Consider the following 19,485-nt stretch of genomic DNA (forward strand, 5'->3'; position numbering starts at 1 on the left):
CACCCCGGTGGGCCCGGCTCCGGCCGGGCCCACCGGCGTATCCGGAACCCGCCTGACCCCCGGGTTTTGAATTTCATACGGAGTAGTGCATACTTATGCCTATCGCCGTAAGCCTGTTCGCACAGTTGTGAAGGAGAAAGCCGTGACCGAGCGCGTCGTACTCGCCTACTCGGGCGGTCTGGACACGTCCGTCTGCATCGGCTGGATCGCCGAGGAGACGGGCGCGGAGGTCATCGCCGTCGCCGTCGACGTCGGCCAGGGCGGCGAGGACCTGGACGTCATCCGCCAGCGGGCGCTGGACTGCGGCGCCGTCGAGGCCGAGGTCGCCGACGCCCGCGACGAGTTCGCCGACGAGTACTGCCTGCCGGCCCTCAAGGCCAACGCCCTCTACCAGGGCGAGTACCCGCTGGTGTCCGCCCTCTCCCGGCCGGTCATCGTCAAGCACCTGGTCGCCGCCGCGCAGAAGCACGGCGCCACCACCGTCGCCCACGGCTGCACCGGCAAGGGCAACGACCAGGTCCGCTTCGAGGTCGGCATCAACTCCCTCGCCCCGGGCCTCAAGTGCATCGCCCCGGTCCGCGACTACGCGATGACCCGGGACAAGGCCATCGCCTTCGCCGAGGCCAAGGGCCTGCCGATCGCCACCACCAAGAAGTCCCCGTACTCGATCGACCAGAACGTCTTCGGGCGGGCCGTCGAGACCGGCTTCCTGGAGGACATCTGGAACGCCCCGATCGAGGACGTCTACGAGTACACCCAGAACCCCGCCACCCCGCGCGAGGCCGACGAGGTCGTCATCACCTTCGAGGCCGGCGTCCCGGTCGCGATCGACGGCCGCAAGGTCACCGTCCTCCAGGCCATCGAGGAGCTCAACAAGCGGGCCGGCGCCCAGGGCGTGGGCCGCCTCGACATGGTCGAGGACCGGCTGGTCGGCATCAAGTCCCGGGAGATCTACGAGGCCCCCGGCGCGATCGCCCTGATCACCGCCCACCAGGCGCTGGAGAACGTCACCGTCGAGCGCGAACTCGCCCGCTACAAGCGGCAGGTCGAGCAGCGCTGGGCCGAGCTGGTCTACGACGGCCTGTGGTTCTCCCCGCTCAAGCGGGCCCTGGACGGCTTCGTCAACGAGGCCAACCAGCACGTCTCCGGCGACATCCGGATGGTCCTGCACGGCGGCCGGGCCGTCGTCAACGGCCGCAAGTCCGAGCAGTCGCTGTACGACTTCAACCTCGCCACCTACGACACCGGCGACACCTTCGACCAGTCGATGTCCAAGGGCTTCATCGAGATCTTCGGCCTCTCCTCGAAGATCGCCGCCCGGCGCGACCTGGGCTGAGCCCGCCTCCGGCCCCGGCCGCACCCGGCCGGGGCCGACCCCCACCCCCCTCTTCCCGCACGTCAGTCAAGGAGCCAGCGATGTCCGCCGACCAGAACGCCTCCGGTGGCGACGTCCGCCTCTGGGGCGCCCGTTTCGCCGACGGCCCGTCCGAGGCCCTGGCCAGGCTCTCCGCCTCGGTGCACTTCGACTGGCGCCTCGCCCCCTACGACATCGCCGGCTCCAAGGCCCACGCCCGCGTCCTGCACAAGGCCGGCCTGCTCGACGACGGCGAACTCGCCGCGATGCACGACGGACTCGACCGGCTCCTCGCCGACGTCGAGGCCGGCACCTTCACCGGCACCATCGCCGACGAGGACGTCCACACCGCCCTGGAGCGCGGCCTGCTGGAGCGCCTCGGCCCCGACCTCGGCGGCAAGCTGCGGGCCGGCCGCTCCCGCAACGACCAGATCGCCACCCTCTTCCGGATGTACCTGCGGGACCACGCGAAGACCATCGGCGGCCTGCTGCTCGACCTCCAGCACGCCCTGGTCGGCCTCGCCGAGGCCCACCCGGACACCGCCATGCCGGGCCGCACCCACCTCCAGCACGCCCAGCCCGTACTCTTCGCCCACCACGTCCTCGCGCACGTGCAGGCCCTCGGCCGGGACGCCGAGCGGCTGCGCCAGTGGGACGCCCGCACCGCCGTCTCCCCCTACGGCTCCGGGGCGCTGGCCGGCTCCTCGCTGGGCCTCGACCCGCAGGCCGTCGCCGCCGACCTCGGCTTCGAGGGCGGCTCGGTGGGCAACTCCATCGACGGCACCGCCTCGCGCGACTTCGTCGCCGAATTCGCCTTCGTCACCGCGATGATCGGGATCAACCTCTCCCGGATCGCGGAGGAGGTGATCATCTGGAACACCAAGGAGTTCGGCTTCATCACGCTGCACGACGCCTTCTCCACCGGCTCGTCGATCATGCCGCAGAAGAAGAACCCCGACATCGCCGAACTCGCCCGCGGCAAGTCCGGCCGGCTCATCGGCAACCTCACCGGCCTGCTCGCCACCCTCAAGGCCCTGCCGCTCGCCTACAACCGCGACCTCCAGGAGGACAAGGAGCCGGTCTTCGACTCCTGCGACACCCTTGAGGTCCTGCTGCCCGCCTTCACCGGCATGATGGCCACCCTCACCGTCCACCGCGAGCGCCTCGAGGAGCTCGCCCCGGCCGGCTTCTCCCTCGCCACCGACATCGCCGAATGGCTCGTCAAGCAGGGCGTGCCGTTCCGCGTCGCCCACGAGGTCGCCGGCGCCTGCGTCAAGGAGTGCGAGGCCCACGGCATCGAGCTCGCCGACCTGACGGACGCGCAGTTCGCCGACATCTCCGAGCACCTCACCCCCGAGGTGCGCACGGTGCTCAGCGTCCACGGCGCGATCGCCGCCCGCAACGGCCGCGGCGGCACCGCCCCCGACGCCGTCGCCGTCCAGCTCACCGAGGTCAAGGCCGACCTCGCCGCCCAGCAGGAGTGGGTGGCCGGCTGACACCGGCAGGACCACCCGGGGGAGGGGCGCGGCGGACGAACCGCCGCGCCCCTCCCGCGCGTCCGCCCCCGTACGGCCGTAACCGCCGCCGCCCCCGCCGGGTCAAGCACGGTATGCGCACCGACCCCCCGTCCCACCCCTCCGCCGAGGACGAGGCCCTCGCCGGCCTGAGCCGCCGCCTCGTCCGCGAGGCCGTCGCCGCCCTGCCCGGACGCTGCCCGCGGCTGATCGCCGCCCTCGCCGAGGACCCGCCGCCGACCTACCGCGAACTCGCCCACCGCCTCGGCATGCCGCGCGGCTCCATCGGCCCCACCCGCGCCCGCTGCCTCGCCTGCCTGCGCGCCCTGCTGCACACCGAGCGCCACGCCTGACCCGGCCCCGCCGGGCGTGACCCTCGCCACGTCCGGCGGCCGTGAGGTTGAGAGCAGCTGACACGGGGGTAAGGCGCTGGCGAACGCCGCTCTTGACGGTGACGCGCCCGCCCCGATACTGACCCGTGAGCGCGCCGCCGCCGGCACGGCCCCACCAGGGCCGCGCGGGCCGGTACGTTCGTGCGCCACCCCGGTCTGGGCGGATCCCCGGCCGGGACAACACCTCCGGCAGGGAAACCCGGTGCGACACCCTCACCCCGCGCGCCGGCACAACGATGGGGAGGCCCCCGCACATGGGCATGAGCGTCATCATTTCGACCGCCGACACGAACGACGCGGAGCAGATCCTCAAGCTCCAGTACCTCGGCTACCAGAGCGAGGCCGAACTCTACGGGGACTGGGCGATCGAGCCGCTGACCCAGTCCCTGGAGAGCCTGCACGCCGAACTGACCGAGCAGCACGTCCTGGTCGCCCGCCTCGGCGAGGAGATCGTCGGCACCGTCCGCGGCCGGCTCGGCCCCGACGGCGTCGGCCGGATAGGGCGGCTGGTCGTCCACCCGCGGATGCAGCGCCACGGCCTCGGCGGCCGCCTGCTGGAAGCCCTCGAACAGCGCCTCGCCGAGGACGGCGCGGTGAGCTCCTACCGGCTCTTCACCGGCCACCGCAGCCTCGGCAACCTGCGCCTCTACACCCGCCAGGGCTACCGGCAGACCGCCGTCGAACAGGTCGGCGGCCGGGTCGCCCTGGTGCACCTGGAGAAGCCCGCCGCGGCCCCGCTCGCCGCCACCGCCTGAACGCCCCGACCGCGCCGGTCCTCGTCGGCGCCGCCACCATCCGGACCCCCGGTGGCGGCGCCGAGCCGCATCACCGCAGCTCGGCGCCCCGGATGTCCGCATTGCGGACAGCCTTGCCAAATAATTGGGCGTACCCCCGCCCATCTGTTTTACTGGCTCACATGACTGCGACGACGAAATGGACCCCCACCGGCACACTGCCGGCAGGTGAGCGTGCCATGTGCCGTCGAATGTGTCACCGCTGAGGGCCACCGCCCCCGGCACCCGTTGAGAGTGCCTCCCCTCGCGCCCCGAAGCGAGGAACCCGGCGCCGCTCCCGTCCGTGCGAGCGCGCCCATCCTGCCGCACCCCTTCTCCCGCCTGTCCGCACGCCCGCGGACAGCGGTGACTCGTAAGGGCCACGCCGTCGCGCGGCCCGGCCGCCCAGCGGCGACGATCAAGGGGTGGCAGGCCCGGAACCCCCGGACGCGACGCCGTCCACGTCGCCGACCGCGCCCCGGCGCGGCGGCCGCACGCCGTCCGCCCCCGACCCACGGAAGCAGCTGTGATCACCACCACGGACCTCACCAAGGTCTACCGCTCCCGCGGCCGCGAGGTGACCGCCCTCGCCGGCGTCGACCTCCACGTCCGCCCCGGCGAGGTCTACGGAGTCGTCGGCACCAGCGGCGCCGGCAAGTCCACCCTCATCCGCTGCGTCAACATGCTGGAGCGCCCTAGCTCCGGCACCGTCACCGTGGACGGCGTCGAGCTCACCGCCCTCGCCGGCGGCGAGAACCGGGCCGGCAGGGAACTGCGCGAGGCCCGCCGCCGGATCGGCATGGTCTTCCAGCACTTCAACCTGCTCGCCTCCCGGACCGTCCAGCAGAACGTCGAACTCCCGCTGGAGATCATCGGACTGGACCGCACCGAGCGCCGCCGCAAGGCCGCCGAACTCCTCGACCTGGTCGGCCTCGCCGACAAGGCGCGCAGCTACCCCGGCCAGCTCTCCGGCGGCCAGAAGCAGCGCGTCGGCATCGCCCGCGCCCTCGCCGGCGACCCCAAGGTGCTGCTCTCCGACGAGGCGACCTCCGCGCTCGACCCCGAGACCACCCGCTCCATCCTCAAGCTGCTGCGCGAGCTCAACCAGCAGCTCGGCCTCACCGTCCTGCTGATCACCCACGAGATGGACGTCATCAAGTCCGTCTGCGACTCCGCCGCCCTGATGCGCGGCGGCCGGGTCGTCGAGGCCGGCGCCCTGACCGACCTGCTGGCCGAGCCCGACTCCGAGCTCGCCCGCGAACTCTTCCCGCTCGGCGAGTTCGGCACCGGCCACCCCGGCGCCACCGTGCTGGAGATCACCTTCCAGGGCGACGCTCCCGCCCAGCCCTTCGTCTCCCAGCTCGCCCGCACCTACCAGATCGACATCAACATCCTCGGCGCCGCCGTCGAGACCATCGCCGGCCGCATGGTCGGCCGGATGCGGGTCGAACTGCCCGGCAGCCACCAGGACAACGTGGTGCCCATCGGCTTCCTGCGCGAGCAGGGCCTCCAGGTCGACGTCCTCGACGCCGCCCGCACCGCGAAGACGAACGGAGCGGGCGCATGACCTGGGACCAGATGCAGGAACTGATGTGGCCCGCCACCTGGGAGACCCTCCAGATGGTCGGCGTCGCCACCGTCGGCACCGTCCTACTCGGCCTGCCGCTCGGCGTGCTGCTGGTGGTCACCGACAAGGGCGGCCTGCTGCAGAACCGGCCCGTCAACAAGGTGCTCGGCGCCGTCGTCAACATCGCCCGCTCGGTGCCGTTCATCATCCTGATGATCGCCCTGATCTCCTTCACCCGCTGGCTGGTCGGCACCTCCATCGGCTGGGAGGCCGCGACCGTGCCGCTCACCATCGGCGCGATCCCCTTCTTCGCCCGCCTCGTCGAGACCTCCGTGCGCGAGGTCGACCGCGGCCTGGTCGAGGCCGTCCAGGCGATGGGCGGCTCCACCTGGACCATCGTGCGAAAGACGCTGATCCCCGAGGCCCTGCCCGGCCTGGTCGCCTCCGTCACCACCACGGTCATCACGCTGATCAGCTACTCCGCCATGGCCGGCGCGGTCGGCGGCGGCGGCCTCGGCACCCTCGCCATCAACTACGGCTACTTCCGCTTCGAGACCGCCTTCATGTGGATCATCGTCGCCGAACTGGTGATCATCGTCACCATCGTGCAGCTGCTCGGCGACTGGGCCGTCCGCTCCCTCGCCCACCGCGGCCGCAGCGGCGGCCGGACCCGCCTGCTCGGCCCGCGCGGCCGCGTCCCCGCCGCCCCGGCCGGCCCCGGCGACGACCTCGTCGCCCCCTAGACCACCCGGCGTCCGACCCGGACCCGGCTCCCCGCACCACGCAGAAAGGCACTTTTCGTGCGCAACGCCCTGAAGTTCACCAGCATCCTCGCCACCGCCGGCATCGCCCTCTCCCTCGCCGCCTGCGGCAGCAACGGCGACTCGGCGTCCTCCTCGGACCCGAACGCGCCGCTCACCGTCGCCGCCACCCCCACCCCGCACGGGCAGATCCTCAAGTACGTCAAGGACAACCTCGCGGACAAGGCCGGCCTCAAGCTCACCATCAAGGAGGTCACCGACTACGTGACCCCCAACACCGCGGTGCAGGACGGCTCGGCCGACGCCAACTACTTCCAGCACGTGCCGTACCTGGAGGACTTCAACAAGAAGCACGGCAGCCAGATCGTCTCCGTCGAGACGGTCCACCTGGAGCCCCTCGGCCTCTACTCCAAGAAGGCCAAGGCCGTCGGCGACATCAAGGACGGCGCCACCATCGGCCTGCCCAACGACGCCACCAACGAGGGCCGCGCGCTCAAGCTCCTCGCCGACAACAACCTCATCACCCTCAAGGACGGCGTCGGCACCGCCGCCACCCCCGCGGACGTCACCGGCAACCCGAAGAACCTCAAGTGGAAGGAGCTGGAGGCCGCCCAGCTGCCCCGCTCCATCGACGACCTCGACGCCGCCGTCATCAACGGCAACTTCGCCATCGACGCCGGCCTCAAGCCCACCAGCGACTCGCTCCTGCTGGAGAAGGCCGAGGGCAACCCGTACGCCAACATCCTCGCCGTCAAGCAGGGCAAGGAGAACGACCCCCGGGTCAAGAAGCTCGCCGAGCTGCTCCACTCGCCCGAGGTCAAGAAGTACATCGACGACACCTTCCAGGGCGCCGTCATCCCGGCGTTCTGATCCACGCCGACCGCACCACCGACCCGTCCCGCCGGACACCACCGGGCCCCCGCCGCAACCAGGCGGGGGCCCGGTCGGGCAGTATGCACCAGTGACGGTCCGACAGACCCACATCTGACGTACCGTCGTCCGGTCCGTGCACCGCGTGACAACCCGGCACCGGCGAGGCGTACGGTGTGTCCACGACCCGGCGAGGAGAGACGGCATGGCAGCGAGCTTCCCCGAGACCGCGATCAGCACCGAACGGCTGCTGCTGCGCCCGCTTGCGGAGGACGACGCCCCCGGACTGGCCGCCATGACGGCCGACGAACTCGTCCTGGCCTGGACCGACCTGCCCCACCCCTTCACCGAGGCCCACGCCGTCGAACTGGCCCGCACCCTCGCCCCCGCCCACCGCGCCGCCGGCCACGGCATCGTCCTCGCCGTCACCGAGCACCTCACCCAGCGCCTCGTCGGCCTCGTCGAACTCCGCAACACCGACTGGCGGCTGCGCTCCACCGAGATCGCCTTCATCACCGCCGCCTGGGCCCGCGGCGAGGGCTACGCCCCCGAAGCCGTCCTCGGCGTCGCCCAGTGGCTCTTCGAGGACCGCGGCTTCCAGCGCCTCGAACTGCGCACCGCCGCCGGCAACACCGCCGCCCAGCAGGTCGCCCAGAAGATCGGCGGCATCAGCGAGGGCGTGCTGCGCAGCGCCTGGATAGTGCGCGACGAATCCGGCGGCGCCACCGAGGACGGCCGCAGCGACCTCATCCTCTGGAGCCTGCTGCCCGAGGACCTCGAAACCCCCGAGGCCCCCGCCCCCGCCTGGGCCGGCGACCGCTACGTCCTGCGCGACTGAACCCGCCCCGCGTTTCCTCGCCGGGCACAGCTGTGCGAGATGTCCGCGCCGAGGGGATCACACCCGGTAGCCTCTGACGGGCGCCGGTGTACGGCGCCCGTCGGCGCACGAATGGCGAGGGAGACGGCCGCAGATGGCTGACCGGATCACGGTCATCGGGTGGGACGGCACACCACTCACCGAGGCCGCCGCCGCGGCCCTCGCCGCAGCCACCCTGGTGGCCGGGGCCCCCTACCAGCTCAAAGCCCTCCCGGTACCGGCCGGCGCCGAACGCATCGCCCTCGGCAGCATCCAGCTCGCCGCCCGCCGGATCGCCGAACACCGCGGCGCCGCCGTCGTCATCGCCGAGGGCGACCCCGGCTTCTTCGGCGTCGTACGCACCCTGCGCCGCCCCGAGCACGGCCTCGAACTCGAAGTCCTGCCCGCCGTCTCCTCCGTCGCCGCCGCCTTCGCCCGCGCCGGCATGCCCTGGGAGGACGCCCAGGTCGTCAGCGCCCACGGCGGCAGGCTGCGCCGCGCCGCCAACATCTGCCGCGCCCACCCCAAGGTCGCCGTCCTCACCGCCGCCGGCGCCGGACCCAGCGAACTCGCCCTCATGCTCCACGGCGTCCACCGCACCTTCGTCGTCTGCGAGGCCCTCGGCACCCCCGACGAGGACGTCACTGTCCTCACCTCCGACCGCGTCGCCGACCACATCTGGCGCGACCCCAGCGTCGTCCTGGTGATCGGCGGCAGCAGCGCCGGCGGCCCCGGCGGCGGGCCCCAGAGCGGCGCCGCCGGTGAGGCGGCCGGCTGGCTCGCCGGACGCCCCGTCGGCTATCCCGGCCCCGACCGCGGCTGGGCGCTGTCCACCGACACCTACACCGGCGCCGGGCGCGCGCCCGGCGCGTCCGACACGCTCCCGGCGCACGTACGCGCACTCGTGCTCGCCCGCCTCGGCGCCCGCCCCGGCGACCTCGTCTGGTCCGTCGGCGCCGGCAGCGGCGCGCTCGCCGTCGAGGCCGCCCGCTTCGGCGCCGCCGTCGTCGCCGTCGAGGCCGACCGCTCCGCCTGCGCCCGACTCGCCGTCAACGCCCGCCGCTACGGCGTCGAGGTCGAGACCGTCCACGGCCACGGCCCCGACGTCCTCGGCGAACTCCCCGAACCCGACGCCGCCGTGGTCGAGACCGGCGGCCCCGACGTGGTGCGCGCCGTGCTCTCCCGCCGCCCCGAACGGATCGTCGCCGTCGCCCGCACCCTCGCCGAGGCCGAGGAGGTCCGGCGCACCATCGCCGACGCCGGCTACCGCGCCGACGGCGCACTGCTCCAGTCCGCGCCGCTGCTCGCGCCCGCGGGCGCCCCCGGCACCCCGCCCGGCGACGCCCACGGACTGCGCCTCGGCGTCGGCGACCCCGGCACCTTCCTGCTCTGGGGTGAGCAGAAAGCGTGAAGGCCCGGTGTCGATTCCGGCCGCAGAACCGGAGGTGACGGGACCCCCGGACCGGACCGGACGGTGATCCAGGTCGCATCCGGACAATGATTCGAGAGGCGGCCCCGCCGGGCCGGTAGTGTGGCGTCCGGGACGGCCGCGGCCTCCGCCGACCCGCCGGATCCGGTCGGTTCACCGCCTTTTCGACACGGTACGGACCGGTACGGCTCGAAGTGTGGGCAATTCGACGGGCCGCCCGCCGGACCTGGAGAATGCCGTAGGGTCCGGTGCGGTCGTGCCGGTTGCCCCGGCTTGTCGTTGTTTCAGATGACGCACCGCCCGTCCCCGGGCGGAACGCGGGCCGGGGTGCCGCGGCGCGCCGGAAGGACTTCGGCCGCAGCGCCTCGGCGCGGCGGCCGTGTGTGGTTGAGGGGCGGGCCGGTGCAGGCCCGGCCCGTGCGGATGGGCGCTGCGGTCGGTGATCGCGTCGCCGAGGGCGCGGCAGCGGCCTGGAAGGAGCTTTGACATGACCGATGGCGGCCACGTCCCGAACGAGGGACTGCCGGAGCACCTGCTCGCCGGGCCCGACCCGCTCGGCGGCCCCGAGGGCGCCGCGGCCGTCGCACCCGGGCAGGGCGTCGCGACGGACGGCACCGGCCTGCCCGGCACGCTCCCGCCCGGCGCCCCCGTCCAAGGCGCCCCGCTCGGCGCGCCCGGCGGCTACGCCGCGCCCGTCCCCGGCGCCACCGGCGGGCCCGGCGACGGCTGGACCGTCGACCCCGGCGCCCAGCGCCCCGCCTTCCACTTCGTCGACCAGCCGGACGGCCTCGACGACGAGGACGACGTCCTGCTGATGCCCGGCCCGCAGGGCTCCTGGGGCGAACCGGTCGCCGACCAGCCGACCCCGCCCGGCACCCCCGTCGAGCCGTCCTGGCCGCCGCTGGACCCGCCCGTGCTCGGCGCCGCCCACGGCGCCGCCCAGGCCCAGGCCGCACAGGTTCCGCAGCACGCCCAGCCCGCGCCCGGCGCCCAGACCGTCCCGGTCCAGGGCCACGGCCCCGAGGCGATGACGGCCGCTCAGCCGCCGCGCCGCCCGCTGCACGCCGGCCCGCCGATCCCGGACCCGTCGCTGATGACCGGCCAGGTCCCGGTCCGCTCGCTCGCCGACCGCGGCCCCTCCACCGGCAGCACCCCGGCCCACGGCATCCCGATCGTGCCGGTCGCCGTCCAGCCGGAGCCGCAGGCCGCCGTTCCGGCGCCGGTCGCGCAGGCTGTGCCGGTCGCGCAGCCGGTCCAGGCCCCGGTTCCGGTCGTCGCCCAGCCGGCCGAGACCGTCGCCGCGCAGCCGGTCGCCGCGCCCGTCGAGACCGCCGCGCCCGTCGGGACCGCCGAGGTCCCGGTGCCGGTCGCGCCCGTCGAGAACGCCGCCGCCGCACCCGTCGAGCCGGTCGCCGCCGCCCCGGAGGCCGTCGAGGCCGCCGTCGCGGAGCCGGTCGCCGCCGCCGCGCCCGCCGAGCAGGCCGCTGTCGAAGCCCCGGTGCAGGCCGTGACCGAGGCTCCGGCGCAGGCCCCGGCCGAGGCCGCCGAGGCGGTCGTCGAGCAGCCCGCGCAGAGCGCCGAGGCCGCCGCCGGCCAGGCCGGCCCGCCGCGCCGCATCTCCGCCTTCCTCGCCGCGCCGACCCCGCACGGTCTGCCGCAGGTCGAGGCCGTCGACCCGGCCGCTCCGGCCGCCGTCGAGACCGAGGCGGAGCAGTCCGCCCCCATAGCGCCTGCCGTCGACCAGCCCGCGCCCGCCGCCGAGGCTCCGGCCGAGGCCGCCGCTCCGGCCGCCGAGTCCGCACCCGCGCCGGCTGAGCAGCCCGCGGTGGAGCAGGTCGCCGAGCCGGTCGAGCCGGCCGAGCCGGTGGCCCAGGCCGCCGAGCAGCCCGCGGTCGTGGAGCAGCCCGCGGTTGTGGAGCAGCCCGTCACCGAGCAGCCCGCCGCCGAAGCCCCGGTCGTCGAGCAGCAGCCCGCCACCGAGGCCGCCGCCGAGACCGCCGTCGGCACCGGCGAGATGCCCTCGGGCCAGCCCGTCGCCGTCCCGGTCGCGGAGGCTGTGGAGGAGGCCGCCGCGCCCGCCGCGGAGCAGCCCGCCGCCGAGGCGCCGGTCGTCGAGCAGCCCGCCGCCGAGCCGGCCCGGCCCGAGGCCGACGCCGCGACCGACGCGGTCGTTCCCGCAGAGGCCCCCGCCGAAGCCGTCACGGAGCCCGCCGAAGCCGCGGAGCCCACCGAGACCGCAGTGGCCGCGGAGCCCACCGAGCCTGCCGAGGACGCCGCCCCCGTCGCCGCTGAACCCGCCGAGGACGCCGCAGCCGTCACCGCGCCCACGGAGCCCGCCGAGTCCGCGGAGTCTGCGGAGCCCGCCGAGGACGCCGAAGCGGCAGCCGAGCCCGCCGAGCCGCGCGGCCCGGCCGCCCCCGGCTTCGACGACGCCGGCCGGGAGGCCGTCCACCAGGTCATCCGCGAGCGCCGCGACATCCGCAACGGCTTCCGCCCCGACCCGATCCCGCACGAGGTGCTGATCCGCGTCCTGGAGGCGGCCCACACGGCCCCCAGCGTCGGCTACTCGCAGCCCTGGGACTTCGTGGTCATCCGCTCCGCGAAGACCCGCCGCAAGATGCACGAACTGGCCGAGCGCCAGCGCGAGGCGTACGCGGACTCGCTGCCCAAGGGCCGCGCCAAGCAGTTCCGGGAAATGAAGATCGAGGCGATCCTGGAGACGCCCGTCAACATCGTGGTCACCGCCGACCGCACCCGCGGCGGCCGCCACACCCTGGGCCGCCACACCCAGCCGCAGATGGCCCCGTACTCGGCCGCCCTGGCCGTCGAGAACCTCTGGCTGGCCGCCCGCGCCGAGGGCCTCGGGGTCGGTTGGGTGAGCTTCTTCGACGAGGAGGAGCTGGTCCGCGAGCTCGGCCTGCCCGAGCACCTGGACGTCGTCGCCTACCTGTGCGTCGGCTTCGTCGACGCCTTCCCGGACGAGCCCGAGCTCCAGCAGCAGGGCTGGGCGAAGAAGCGCCCGCTGTCCTGGGTCGTCCACGAGGAGCAGTACGGCAACCGCGCCCTGCCGGGCGAGGAGCCGAACAACCTGCTCTCCGAGACCCTGCGCGGCATCCGCCCGCTGGACGCCAAGGCGCTCGGCGAGGCCTGGGACCGCCAGAAGCGGATGACCAAGCCGGCCGGCTCGCTCGGCATGCTGGAGATCATCTCCGCCCAGCTGTGCGGGCTGTCCCGCAAGTGCCCGCCGCCGATCCCGGAGCCCGCCTGCGTCGCGGTCTTCGCCGGCGACCACGGCGTGCACGCCCAGGGCGTCACCCCGTGGCCGCAGGAGGTGACCGCCCAGATGGTCGGCAACTTCCTCGCCGGGGGAGCGGTGGTCAACGCCTTCGCCAAGCAGATCGGCACCGAGGTCTGCGTGGTCGACGTCGGCGTGGCCGCCGAGCTGCCGGACGCGATCCAGCAGGGCCGCACCACCGGCCTGCTGCCGCGCAAGGTCAAGCCCGGCACCGACGACATGACGCAGGGCCCGGCGATGACCCGCGAGGAGGCGCTGAAGGCCCTGGAGGTCGGCATCGAGACCGCCCGCGACCTCGTCGCGGCCGGCAACAAGGCACTGGTCACCGGTGACATGGGGATCGCCAACACCACCGCGTCGGCCGCCCTGATCTCGGTGTTCACCGGTCTCGACCCGGTCGAGGTGACCGGTCGCGGCACCGGGATCGACGACGAGACGCACGCCCGCAAGGTCGAGGTCGTCCGGGCCGCCCTGGCCCTGCACCAGCCCGACCCGGGCGACCCGATCGGCGTCCTCGCCGCGGTCGGCGGCCTGGAGCACGCGGCCCTCGCCGGCTTCCTGCTCGGCGCGGCCAGCCTGCGCACCCCGGTGATCCTGGACGGCGTGATCGCCGGTTCGGCCGCGCTCGTCGCCAAGGCGATCGCCCCCGAGGTGCTGGCCGCCTGCATCGCCGGCCACCGCTCGGCCGAGCCCGGCCACCAGGCCGCGCTCGCCAAGCTCGGCCTGCGTCCGCTGATCGACCTCGACCTGCGGCTCGGCGAGGGCACCGGCGCCCTGCTGGCCCTGCCGCTGGTGCAGAGTGCGGCCCGCGCGATGCACGATGTAGCCACCTTCGACTCCGCCGGGGTCACCGAGAAGGCCTGACGCTCGTCCGAACCGCTCCGCGTACCGGCCCGAGGGCGCGCCGGTGCGCGGAGCGGCGCAGCGCCGCACCCCCACACCCTCACCGATCCAGGAGCACCACCGATGACCGCGCCCACCCCTCACCCCAGCACCGAGGGCCGCACCCCGTACCCGGTCGGCCTGCTGCTGGCCGGCCGCCGCGTCGTGGTGGTCGGCGGCGGCCACGTCGCCCAGCGGCGGCTGCCCGCCCTGCTCGCCACCGGCGCCGAGGTGCACCTGATATCCCCGGCCACCACGCCGGCCGTCCAGGCGATGGCCGACGCCGGCGAGCTGACCTGGCACCGGCGGCCCTACCAGGAGGGCGACCTCGCCGAGACCTGGTACGCGCTGGTGGCCACCGACGACCCGGCGGTGAACGCCGCCGTGAGCGCGGAGGCGGAGCGTGGGCGGGTGTTCTGCGCCCGCAGCGACGACGCCTCCGCCGCCACCGCGTGGACGCCGGCCAGCGGCCGCGACGCGGGGGCGACCGTGGCCGTCCTCACCGGGGACCCGCGGCACTCGGCCGCGCTGCGCGACTCGATCGTCGAGGGGCTGCGGGACGGCACGCTCGCCGCCCGCCAGTACCGCGCGCACGGCGCGGGGGTGGCGCTGGTCGGCGGCGGGCCGGGCGACCCGGACCTCATCACGGTGCGCGGCCGGCGGCTGCTCGCGGACGCGGACGTGGTGGTGGCCGACCGGCTGGCGCCGCGCGAGCTGCTGGCGGAGCTGCCGGAGCACGTCGAGGTGATCGACGCCTCGAAGATCCCGTACGGGCGCTTCATGGCGCAGGAGGCGATCAACCGGACGCTGGTCGAGCACGCCAAGGCCGGCAAGTTCGTGGTGCGGCTGAAGGGCGGCGACCCGTACGTGTTCGGGCGCGGCGGCGAGGAGCTGCTGGCCTGCGCCGAGGCGGGGCTGCCGGTGACGGTGGTGCCGGGCATCTCCAGCTCGATCAGCGTGCCGGCGGCGGTCGGCGTGCCGGTCACCCACCGGGGGATGACCCACGAGTTCACGGTGGTCTCGGGACACGTCGGGCCGGACGACGAGCGGTCGCTGACCAACTGGGGGGCGCTCGCCCGGATGACGGGCACCCTGGTGCTGCTGATGGCCGTCGACAAGATCGGCGCGATCGCGGCCCGGCTGATCGAGGAGGGACGCGCCGCCGACACCCCGGTGGCCGTCGTCCAGGAGGGCACCACCGCGGCCCAGCGCCGCGTCGACGCCACCCTGGCCACCGTCGCCGCCACCGTCGAGGCCGAGGGCGTCAAGCCCCCGGCGGTCATCGTCATCGGCGACGTCGTCAACGTCCTCGCCCCCGCCACCACCCCCGCCACCCCCGAGGCCTGACCCTCCCGGTTCGCCCCGTCAGCACTTTGCAAACAGCAACTGTTTGCAAAGTGCTGACGCGTTTTCCCAGCTCAGCGCCGTACAGGCCCCGTTTCCCCGCACTTTGCAAAGTTCGGACTTTGCAAAGTGCGCTGCAGCGGCGCGGGCGGCCCACCCCGCCTACTCCAGCGGCTGCTCCGTCCAGATCACCTTCCCGGTGGCCGTGTACCGCGTCCCCCACCGGTCCGCGAACTGGGCGACCAGGAACAGCCCGCGCCCGCCCTCGTCCGTGGTGGCCGCGTACCGCAGGTGCGGCGACGTGCTGCTGCCGTCCGACACCTCGCAGATCAGCGCCCGGTCGAGCAGCAGCCGCACCTTGATCGGCCCCGTGCCGTACCGGATCGCGTTGGTCACCAGCTCGCTCAGGATCAGCTCGGTGACGAACGCCGCGTCCGCCAGCCCCCACCGCTCCAGCCGCTCCGCCACCGCCGCCCGCACCCGCGCCACCGCCGCCGGATCCGACGGCACCTCCCACTCCGCCACCTGCTCCGCCGGCAGCCCCCGGGTCCGTGCCACCAGCAGCGCGATGTCGTCCTGCGGCCGCGCCGGCAGCATCGCCCCCAGCACGTCCGCGCACGTCTGCTCCGGCGTCCGCGCCGGCCCCGCCAACGCCGCCCGCAACAGCTCCAGCCCCTCGTCGATGTCCCGCTCGCGGTCCTCCACCAGCCCGTCCGTGTAGAGCACCAGGCGGCTGCCCTCCGCCACCTCCAGCTCAACCGTCTCGAACGGCAGCACCGCCAGCCCCAGCGGCGGCCCCGTCGGCAGCTCCGGGAACACCACCGACCCGTCCGGGCGCACCAGCGCCGGCGGCGGATGCCCCGCACTCGCCACCGTGCACCGCCGCGCCACCGGGTCGTAGATCAGATACAGACAGGTCGCCCCCGTAACCGCCGCCGACCCCCCGGTCGCCGACTCCTCCAGGTCGATCCGGTTCACCAGCTCGTCCAGGTGCCCCAGCAACTCGTCCGGCGGCAGGTCCAGCGTCGAGAAGTTGTGGATCGCCGTCCGCAGCCGCCCCATGGTCGCCGCCGCGTGCAGCCCGTGCCCCACCACGTCCCCCACCACCAGCGCCACCCGGGCCCCCGGCAGCGGGATCAGGTCGAACCAGTCCCCGCCCACCCCCGCCTGCGCCGGCAGGTACCGGTGCGCCACCTCCAGCGCGTTCTGCTCCGGCAGGCTGCGTGGCAGCAGGCTGTGCTGCAGCGTCACCGCCATCGCGTGCTCCCGGGTGTACCGGCGCGCGTTGTCGACGCACACCGCCGCGTGTGCGACCAGCTCCTCCGCCAGCGCCAGGTCCTCCTCCTCGAACGGATCCTCCCGCTCCGAACGCCAGAACCGGGCGATCCCCAGCAGCACCCCGCGCGCCTTCAGCGGCACCCGCACCAGCGAGTGCACCCCGTACGCCAGCACCCGAGCCGCCGCCTCCGGGTCCTGCTCCCGCCACTCCGTGGCCTCCGCCAGCCGCGGCTCGACCCCCGGCAGCCCGCTGTTCAGCGCCCCCGCCAGCGGCGTCGACGGCGCCACCTCCAGCACCGTGCCCACCGGGTAGAACGGCGCGTCGTCCCGCACCGACGCCAGCGCCGCCCGTCGCATCCGCAGCAGCGCCGGCCCGGACGGCGGCTCGTCGCCCTCCAGCACCTGGTCGGCCAGGTCCACCGTGACGATGTCGGCGAACCGGCCCACCGTCACCTGCGCCAGTTCCTCCGCCGTCCGCGTCACGTCCAGCGTGCTGCCCACCGTCACCCCGGCGTCGTACAGCAGCCGCAGCCGCCGCTGCGCCACCTCGGCCCGCCCGGACAGCGCCAGCAGCTCCGTCGAGTCCCGCAGCGTCGCCACCGACCCCGGCGGCCCGCCGTCCCGGTCCGTCGGCCGCACGTTCACCGCCAGCAGCCGCTCGCCGGCCAGCACCACCTCGTCGGTGACCGGCCGCCCGTCCGCCAGGATCTCCAGCGGCGCCGGCTCCAGGCCCAGCTCGGTCAGCGGACGGCCCTCGGCGTCCGGCGGCAGGTCCAGCAACCGGCGCGCCTCGTCGTTGCAGAGCAGCAGCCGGCCGTCCTCGCCGACGATCAGCACGCCCTCGCGCACGGCGTGCAGCACCGCCGCGTGGTGCTCGTACATGCGGGTCATCTCGGTCGGCCCGAGCCCCCGGGTCTGCCGCTTCAACCGCCGGCTGATCAACGCCGTCCCGCCGGTCGCCAGCGCGAGCCCGACGGCCGCCGCGCCCAGCACCACCGGCAGCTGCCGCTCGCTGGCACTGCTCACATTGGCGATCGTGATGCCGGCCGACACCGCCCCGACCACCTGCCCGTCCGGCGCCTGCACCGGCACGACGGCCTGCACCAGCGACCCGATCGTGCCCGTGACCTGCTCGGTCACCACCTTCCCGTTGAGGGCGGGCTGGTAGGTGCCGATGAACTTGTGGCCGATCCGGTCGGGGTTGGGGTGGGTGAGCCGGATGCCGTCCGTGTCGAGGACGACGATGAAGTCCACGCCCGCGTTGATCCGCGCCGACTGCGCCGAGGGCTGGAGGAGCGCGGTCGGGTCGGGGGAGCGCAGCGCCGCGACGATGCCGGGCGAGTTGGCGAAGGTCTGCGCGACCGCCACCGAGCGGTTGGTGGCCTCCTGCCGGGCGTCGTTGCGGGACTGCACCACCAGGGCGACCACGGCCGCCACCACCAGCAGCAGCACCACCACGACGTGCAGCGCGAAGACCTGTCCGGCCACCGACCGGACCCGGGCCGGTGCGGGTCGGGCCGTTCGTGATCGCTGGTGCCGACCGTGTGGGCGCCCACCGGACGAGCCGGCGACGGTACCGGTGGATCGGGAGGCGGAGGTGGAACCGTCCGCACCAGGGTCCGACGGAGCCCAAGATCGGCCCGGAAATCGGGCCATACGTCATATTTGCACTCCACGCGGGGGCGGGCCAAGGCCGGCCACCCCGCCCGTTGGGCCGGTTGGCCTTCCCCGGCCCGACTTGGCAAGATCACAGGATGTCCGAACCCAGCACCATCACCGACCCCGCCGACCCGCGCCTCGCCGACTACACCGGCCTGACCGACGTCGAACTCCGCCGCCGCCGCGAACCCGCCGAGGGCCTGTTCATCGCCGAGGGCGAGAAGGTCGTCCGCCGCGCCCTGGCGGCCGGGTACCGGATGCGGTCGATGCTGCTGACCCCCAAGTGGCTGGACGTGATGGCCGAGGTCATCGCCGAGGTGGACGCCCCCGTCCACGTCGTCGAGCCCGCCCTGGCCGAGGCCGTCACCGGCTACCACGTCCACCGCGGCGCCCTCGCCTCGATGGAGCGCCGGCCGCTCCCGGACGCTGCCGAGCTGCTGGCCGGGGCCCGCCGGGTGGCCGTCCTGGAGGGGCTGGTCGACCACACCAACCTGGGCGCGATCTTCCGCAGCGCCGCCGCGCTCGGGATGGACGCCGTCCTGCTCTCGCCCGACTGCGCGGACCCGCTGTACCGGCGCGCGGTGAAGGTGTCGATGGGCGCCGTCTTCGCCGTCCCGTACGCCCGGCTGGACCCCTGGCCGGCCGCCCTGGACACGGTGCGCGCCGCCGGCTTCAGCCTGCTCGCCCTCACCCCGGCCGAGACCGCCGTCGACCTGGCCGCCCTCGCCCCCCACCACCTCCCCAAGGCCGCCCTGATGCTCGGCGCCGAGGGCGACGGCCTCACCCCCCACGCCCTCGCCGCCGCCGACCACGCCGTCCGCATCCCCATGTCCCACGGCGTCGACTCCCTCAACGTCGGCGCCGCCGCAGCCGTAGCCTTCTACGCCGTCACCACCACCTGAGAGCCCGCCCCCCACCGACCCCCCGCACCAGCAGCCACGGAGCAGAAAGTCGGCCCCGCCGACTTCCCACTCCGGCGCACCACCCGTGCTGCTCCCCGGAAGGCCGCCCCCGTCGGCGCACCACGCCGCCCTGTGGGAGGTCGGGCCTGCCGACTTCCCACTCCGGCGCGCCCGCGCATTGCGGTGGCTCCACCTGCACCGTGCCGCCGGATGAAAAGTCGGCCCCGCCGACTTCCCACTCCGGGCCCACCCGCCTGTCGCGGCGTCTTGGCCGCGCCAGCTACTGGGGGTCCATCGTGCGTCCAGGTGGAAAGTCGGCCCCGCCGACTTCCTGCTCCGCTCGGCCTGCCGGGGCGTGCTTGCGGCGGCGAGGCATGCCGCCGGTGGGAAGTCGGCCGGGCGACTGCCCCCGTCGGCGCACTCCGCCCATCACGGTGGTTCCGCCGGTGGCCGCTCCCGGAGCGCAGTGTGTCGCGGGGTGGAAAGTCGGCCCTGCCGACTTCCTGCTCCGCCTGGCCTGCCGGGGCGTGCTTGCGGCGGCGAGGCATGCCGCCGGTGGGAAGTCGGCCGGGCGACTGCCCCCGTCGGCGCACTCCGCCCATCACGGTG

13 protein-coding genes are annotated in these 19,485 nt (G+C 74.5%); 12 read left to right on the forward strand and 1 reads right to left on the reverse strand.

Going from position 1 to position 19,485, the window contains the following annotated elements:
• The first annotated feature begins 142 nt into the window (after positions 1-142).
• The 11 genes from ACFZBX_RS16150 to cobA all read left to right on the forward strand — a co-directional run bounded on the left by ACFZBX_RS16150 (position 143) and on the right by cobA (position 15,040).
• Positions 143-1,336, forward strand: coding sequence for an argininosuccinate synthase (locus tag ACFZBX_RS16150; protein ID WP_380762482.1), 1,194 nt, complete (start codon positions 143-145; stop codon positions 1,334-1,336).
• A gap of 80 nt (positions 1,337-1,416) precedes the next feature.
• Positions 1,417-2,850, forward strand: coding sequence for an argininosuccinate lyase (gene argH, locus ACFZBX_RS16155; RefSeq protein WP_391534382.1), 1,434 nt, complete (start codon positions 1,417-1,419; stop codon positions 2,848-2,850).
• A 113-nt stretch (positions 2,851-2,963) separates the two neighbouring features.
• A complete protein-coding gene (locus tag ACFZBX_RS16160) occupies positions 2,964-3,221 on the forward strand; it encodes a hypothetical protein (RefSeq protein WP_391534383.1) in 258 nt (85 codons plus the stop codon).
• A gap of 293 nt (positions 3,222-3,514) precedes the next feature.
• Entirely contained in the window at positions 3,515-4,015 is a 501-nt protein-coding gene (locus ACFZBX_RS16165) for a GNAT family N-acetyltransferase (RefSeq protein ID WP_391534384.1), read from the forward strand.
• A 544-nt stretch (positions 4,016-4,559) separates the two neighbouring features.
• The gene (locus ACFZBX_RS16170) at positions 4,560-5,600 is read left to right on the forward strand and encodes a methionine ABC transporter ATP-binding protein (protein ID WP_391534385.1); all 1,041 of its coding nucleotides are present in this window, start codon (positions 4,560-4,562) and stop codon (positions 5,598-5,600) included.
• Entirely contained in the window at positions 5,597-6,343 is a 747-nt protein-coding gene (locus tag ACFZBX_RS16175) for a methionine ABC transporter permease (RefSeq protein WP_391534386.1), read from the forward strand. Before ACFZBX_RS16170 ends, ACFZBX_RS16175 begins: the two co-directional genes overlap by 4 nt.
• A gap of 57 nt (positions 6,344-6,400) precedes the next feature.
• On the forward strand, positions 6,401-7,231 hold the full coding sequence (locus ACFZBX_RS16180; RefSeq protein WP_391534387.1) for a MetQ/NlpA family ABC transporter substrate-binding protein: 831 nt from the start codon (positions 6,401-6,403) through the stop codon (positions 7,229-7,231).
• A 205-nt stretch (positions 7,232-7,436) separates the two neighbouring features.
• Positions 7,437-8,069 (forward strand): GNAT family N-acetyltransferase, encoded by a 633-nt coding sequence (locus ACFZBX_RS16185; protein ID WP_380761941.1) that lies wholly within the window; start codon positions 7,437-7,439, stop codon positions 8,067-8,069.
• A gap of 133 nt (positions 8,070-8,202) precedes the next feature.
• Positions 8,203-9,498, forward strand: coding sequence for a precorrin-6y C5,15-methyltransferase (decarboxylating) subunit CbiE (cbiE, locus tag ACFZBX_RS16190; protein WP_391534388.1), 1,296 nt, complete (start codon positions 8,203-8,205; stop codon positions 9,496-9,498).
• Positions 9,499-10,003: 505 nt separating this feature from the next.
• A complete protein-coding gene (cobT, locus tag ACFZBX_RS16195) occupies positions 10,004-13,675 on the forward strand; it encodes a nicotinate-nucleotide--dimethylbenzimidazole phosphoribosyltransferase (protein ID WP_391534389.1) in 3,672 nt (1,223 codons plus the stop codon).
• A 102-nt stretch (positions 13,676-13,777) separates the two neighbouring features.
• Positions 13,778-15,040 (forward strand): uroporphyrinogen-III C-methyltransferase, encoded by a 1,263-nt coding sequence (cobA, locus tag ACFZBX_RS16200; RefSeq protein WP_391534390.1) that lies wholly within the window; start codon positions 13,778-13,780, stop codon positions 15,038-15,040.
• Between the two features lie 159 nt (positions 15,041-15,199).
• On the opposite strand, the gene ACFZBX_RS16205 is transcribed toward cobA, so the two are convergent.
• On the reverse strand, positions 15,200-17,971 hold the full coding sequence (locus ACFZBX_RS16205; protein ID WP_391534391.1) for a SpoIIE family protein phosphatase: 2,772 nt from the start codon (positions 17,969-17,971) through the stop codon (positions 15,200-15,202).
• 98 nt (positions 17,972-18,069) lie between these two features.
• Here ACFZBX_RS16205 and ACFZBX_RS16210 point away from each other — a divergent pair, with 98 nt between their 5' ends.
• Positions 18,070-18,876, forward strand: coding sequence for a TrmH family RNA methyltransferase (locus ACFZBX_RS16210; RefSeq protein ID WP_391534392.1), 807 nt, complete (start codon positions 18,070-18,072; stop codon positions 18,874-18,876).
• Positions 18,877-19,485 lie beyond the last annotated feature (609 nt).

It is taken from the genome of Kitasatospora sp. NPDC008115, from assembly GCF_042957205.1.
In the GTDB taxonomy this organism is placed as follows: Bacteria; Actinomycetota; Actinomycetes; order Streptomycetales; family Streptomycetaceae; genus Kitasatospora.

Coding starts and splice junctions, on each gene's coding strand:
- cobT (WP_391534389.1), top strand. CDS start 10,004: ATGACCGATGGCGGCCACGTCCCGAACGAGGGACTGCCGGAGCACCTG.
- ACFZBX_RS16210 (WP_391534392.1), top strand. CDS start 18,070: ATGTCCGAACCCAGCACCATCACCGACCCCGCCGACCCGCGCCTCGCC.
- cobA (WP_391534390.1), top strand. CDS start 13,778: ATGACCGCGCCCACCCCTCACCCCAGCACCGAGGGCCGCACCCCGTAC.
- argH (WP_391534382.1), top strand. CDS start 1,417: ATGTCCGCCGACCAGAACGCCTCCGGTGGCGACGTCCGCCTCTGGGGC.
- ACFZBX_RS16160 (WP_391534383.1), top strand. CDS start 2,964: ATGCGCACCGACCCCCCGTCCCACCCCTCCGCCGAGGACGAGGCCCTC.
- ACFZBX_RS16165 (WP_391534384.1), top strand. CDS start 3,515: ATGGGCATGAGCGTCATCATTTCGACCGCCGACACGAACGACGCGGAG.
- ACFZBX_RS16175 (WP_391534386.1), top strand. CDS start 5,597: ATGACCTGGGACCAGATGCAGGAACTGATGTGGCCCGCCACCTGGGAG.
- cbiE (WP_391534388.1), top strand. CDS start 8,203: ATGGCTGACCGGATCACGGTCATCGGGTGGGACGGCACACCACTCACC.
- ACFZBX_RS16205 (WP_391534391.1), bottom strand. CDS start 17,971: ATGGCCCGATTTCCGGGCCGATCTTGGGCTCCGTCGGACCCTGGTGCG.
- ACFZBX_RS16185 (WP_380761941.1), top strand. CDS start 7,437: ATGGCAGCGAGCTTCCCCGAGACCGCGATCAGCACCGAACGGCTGCTG.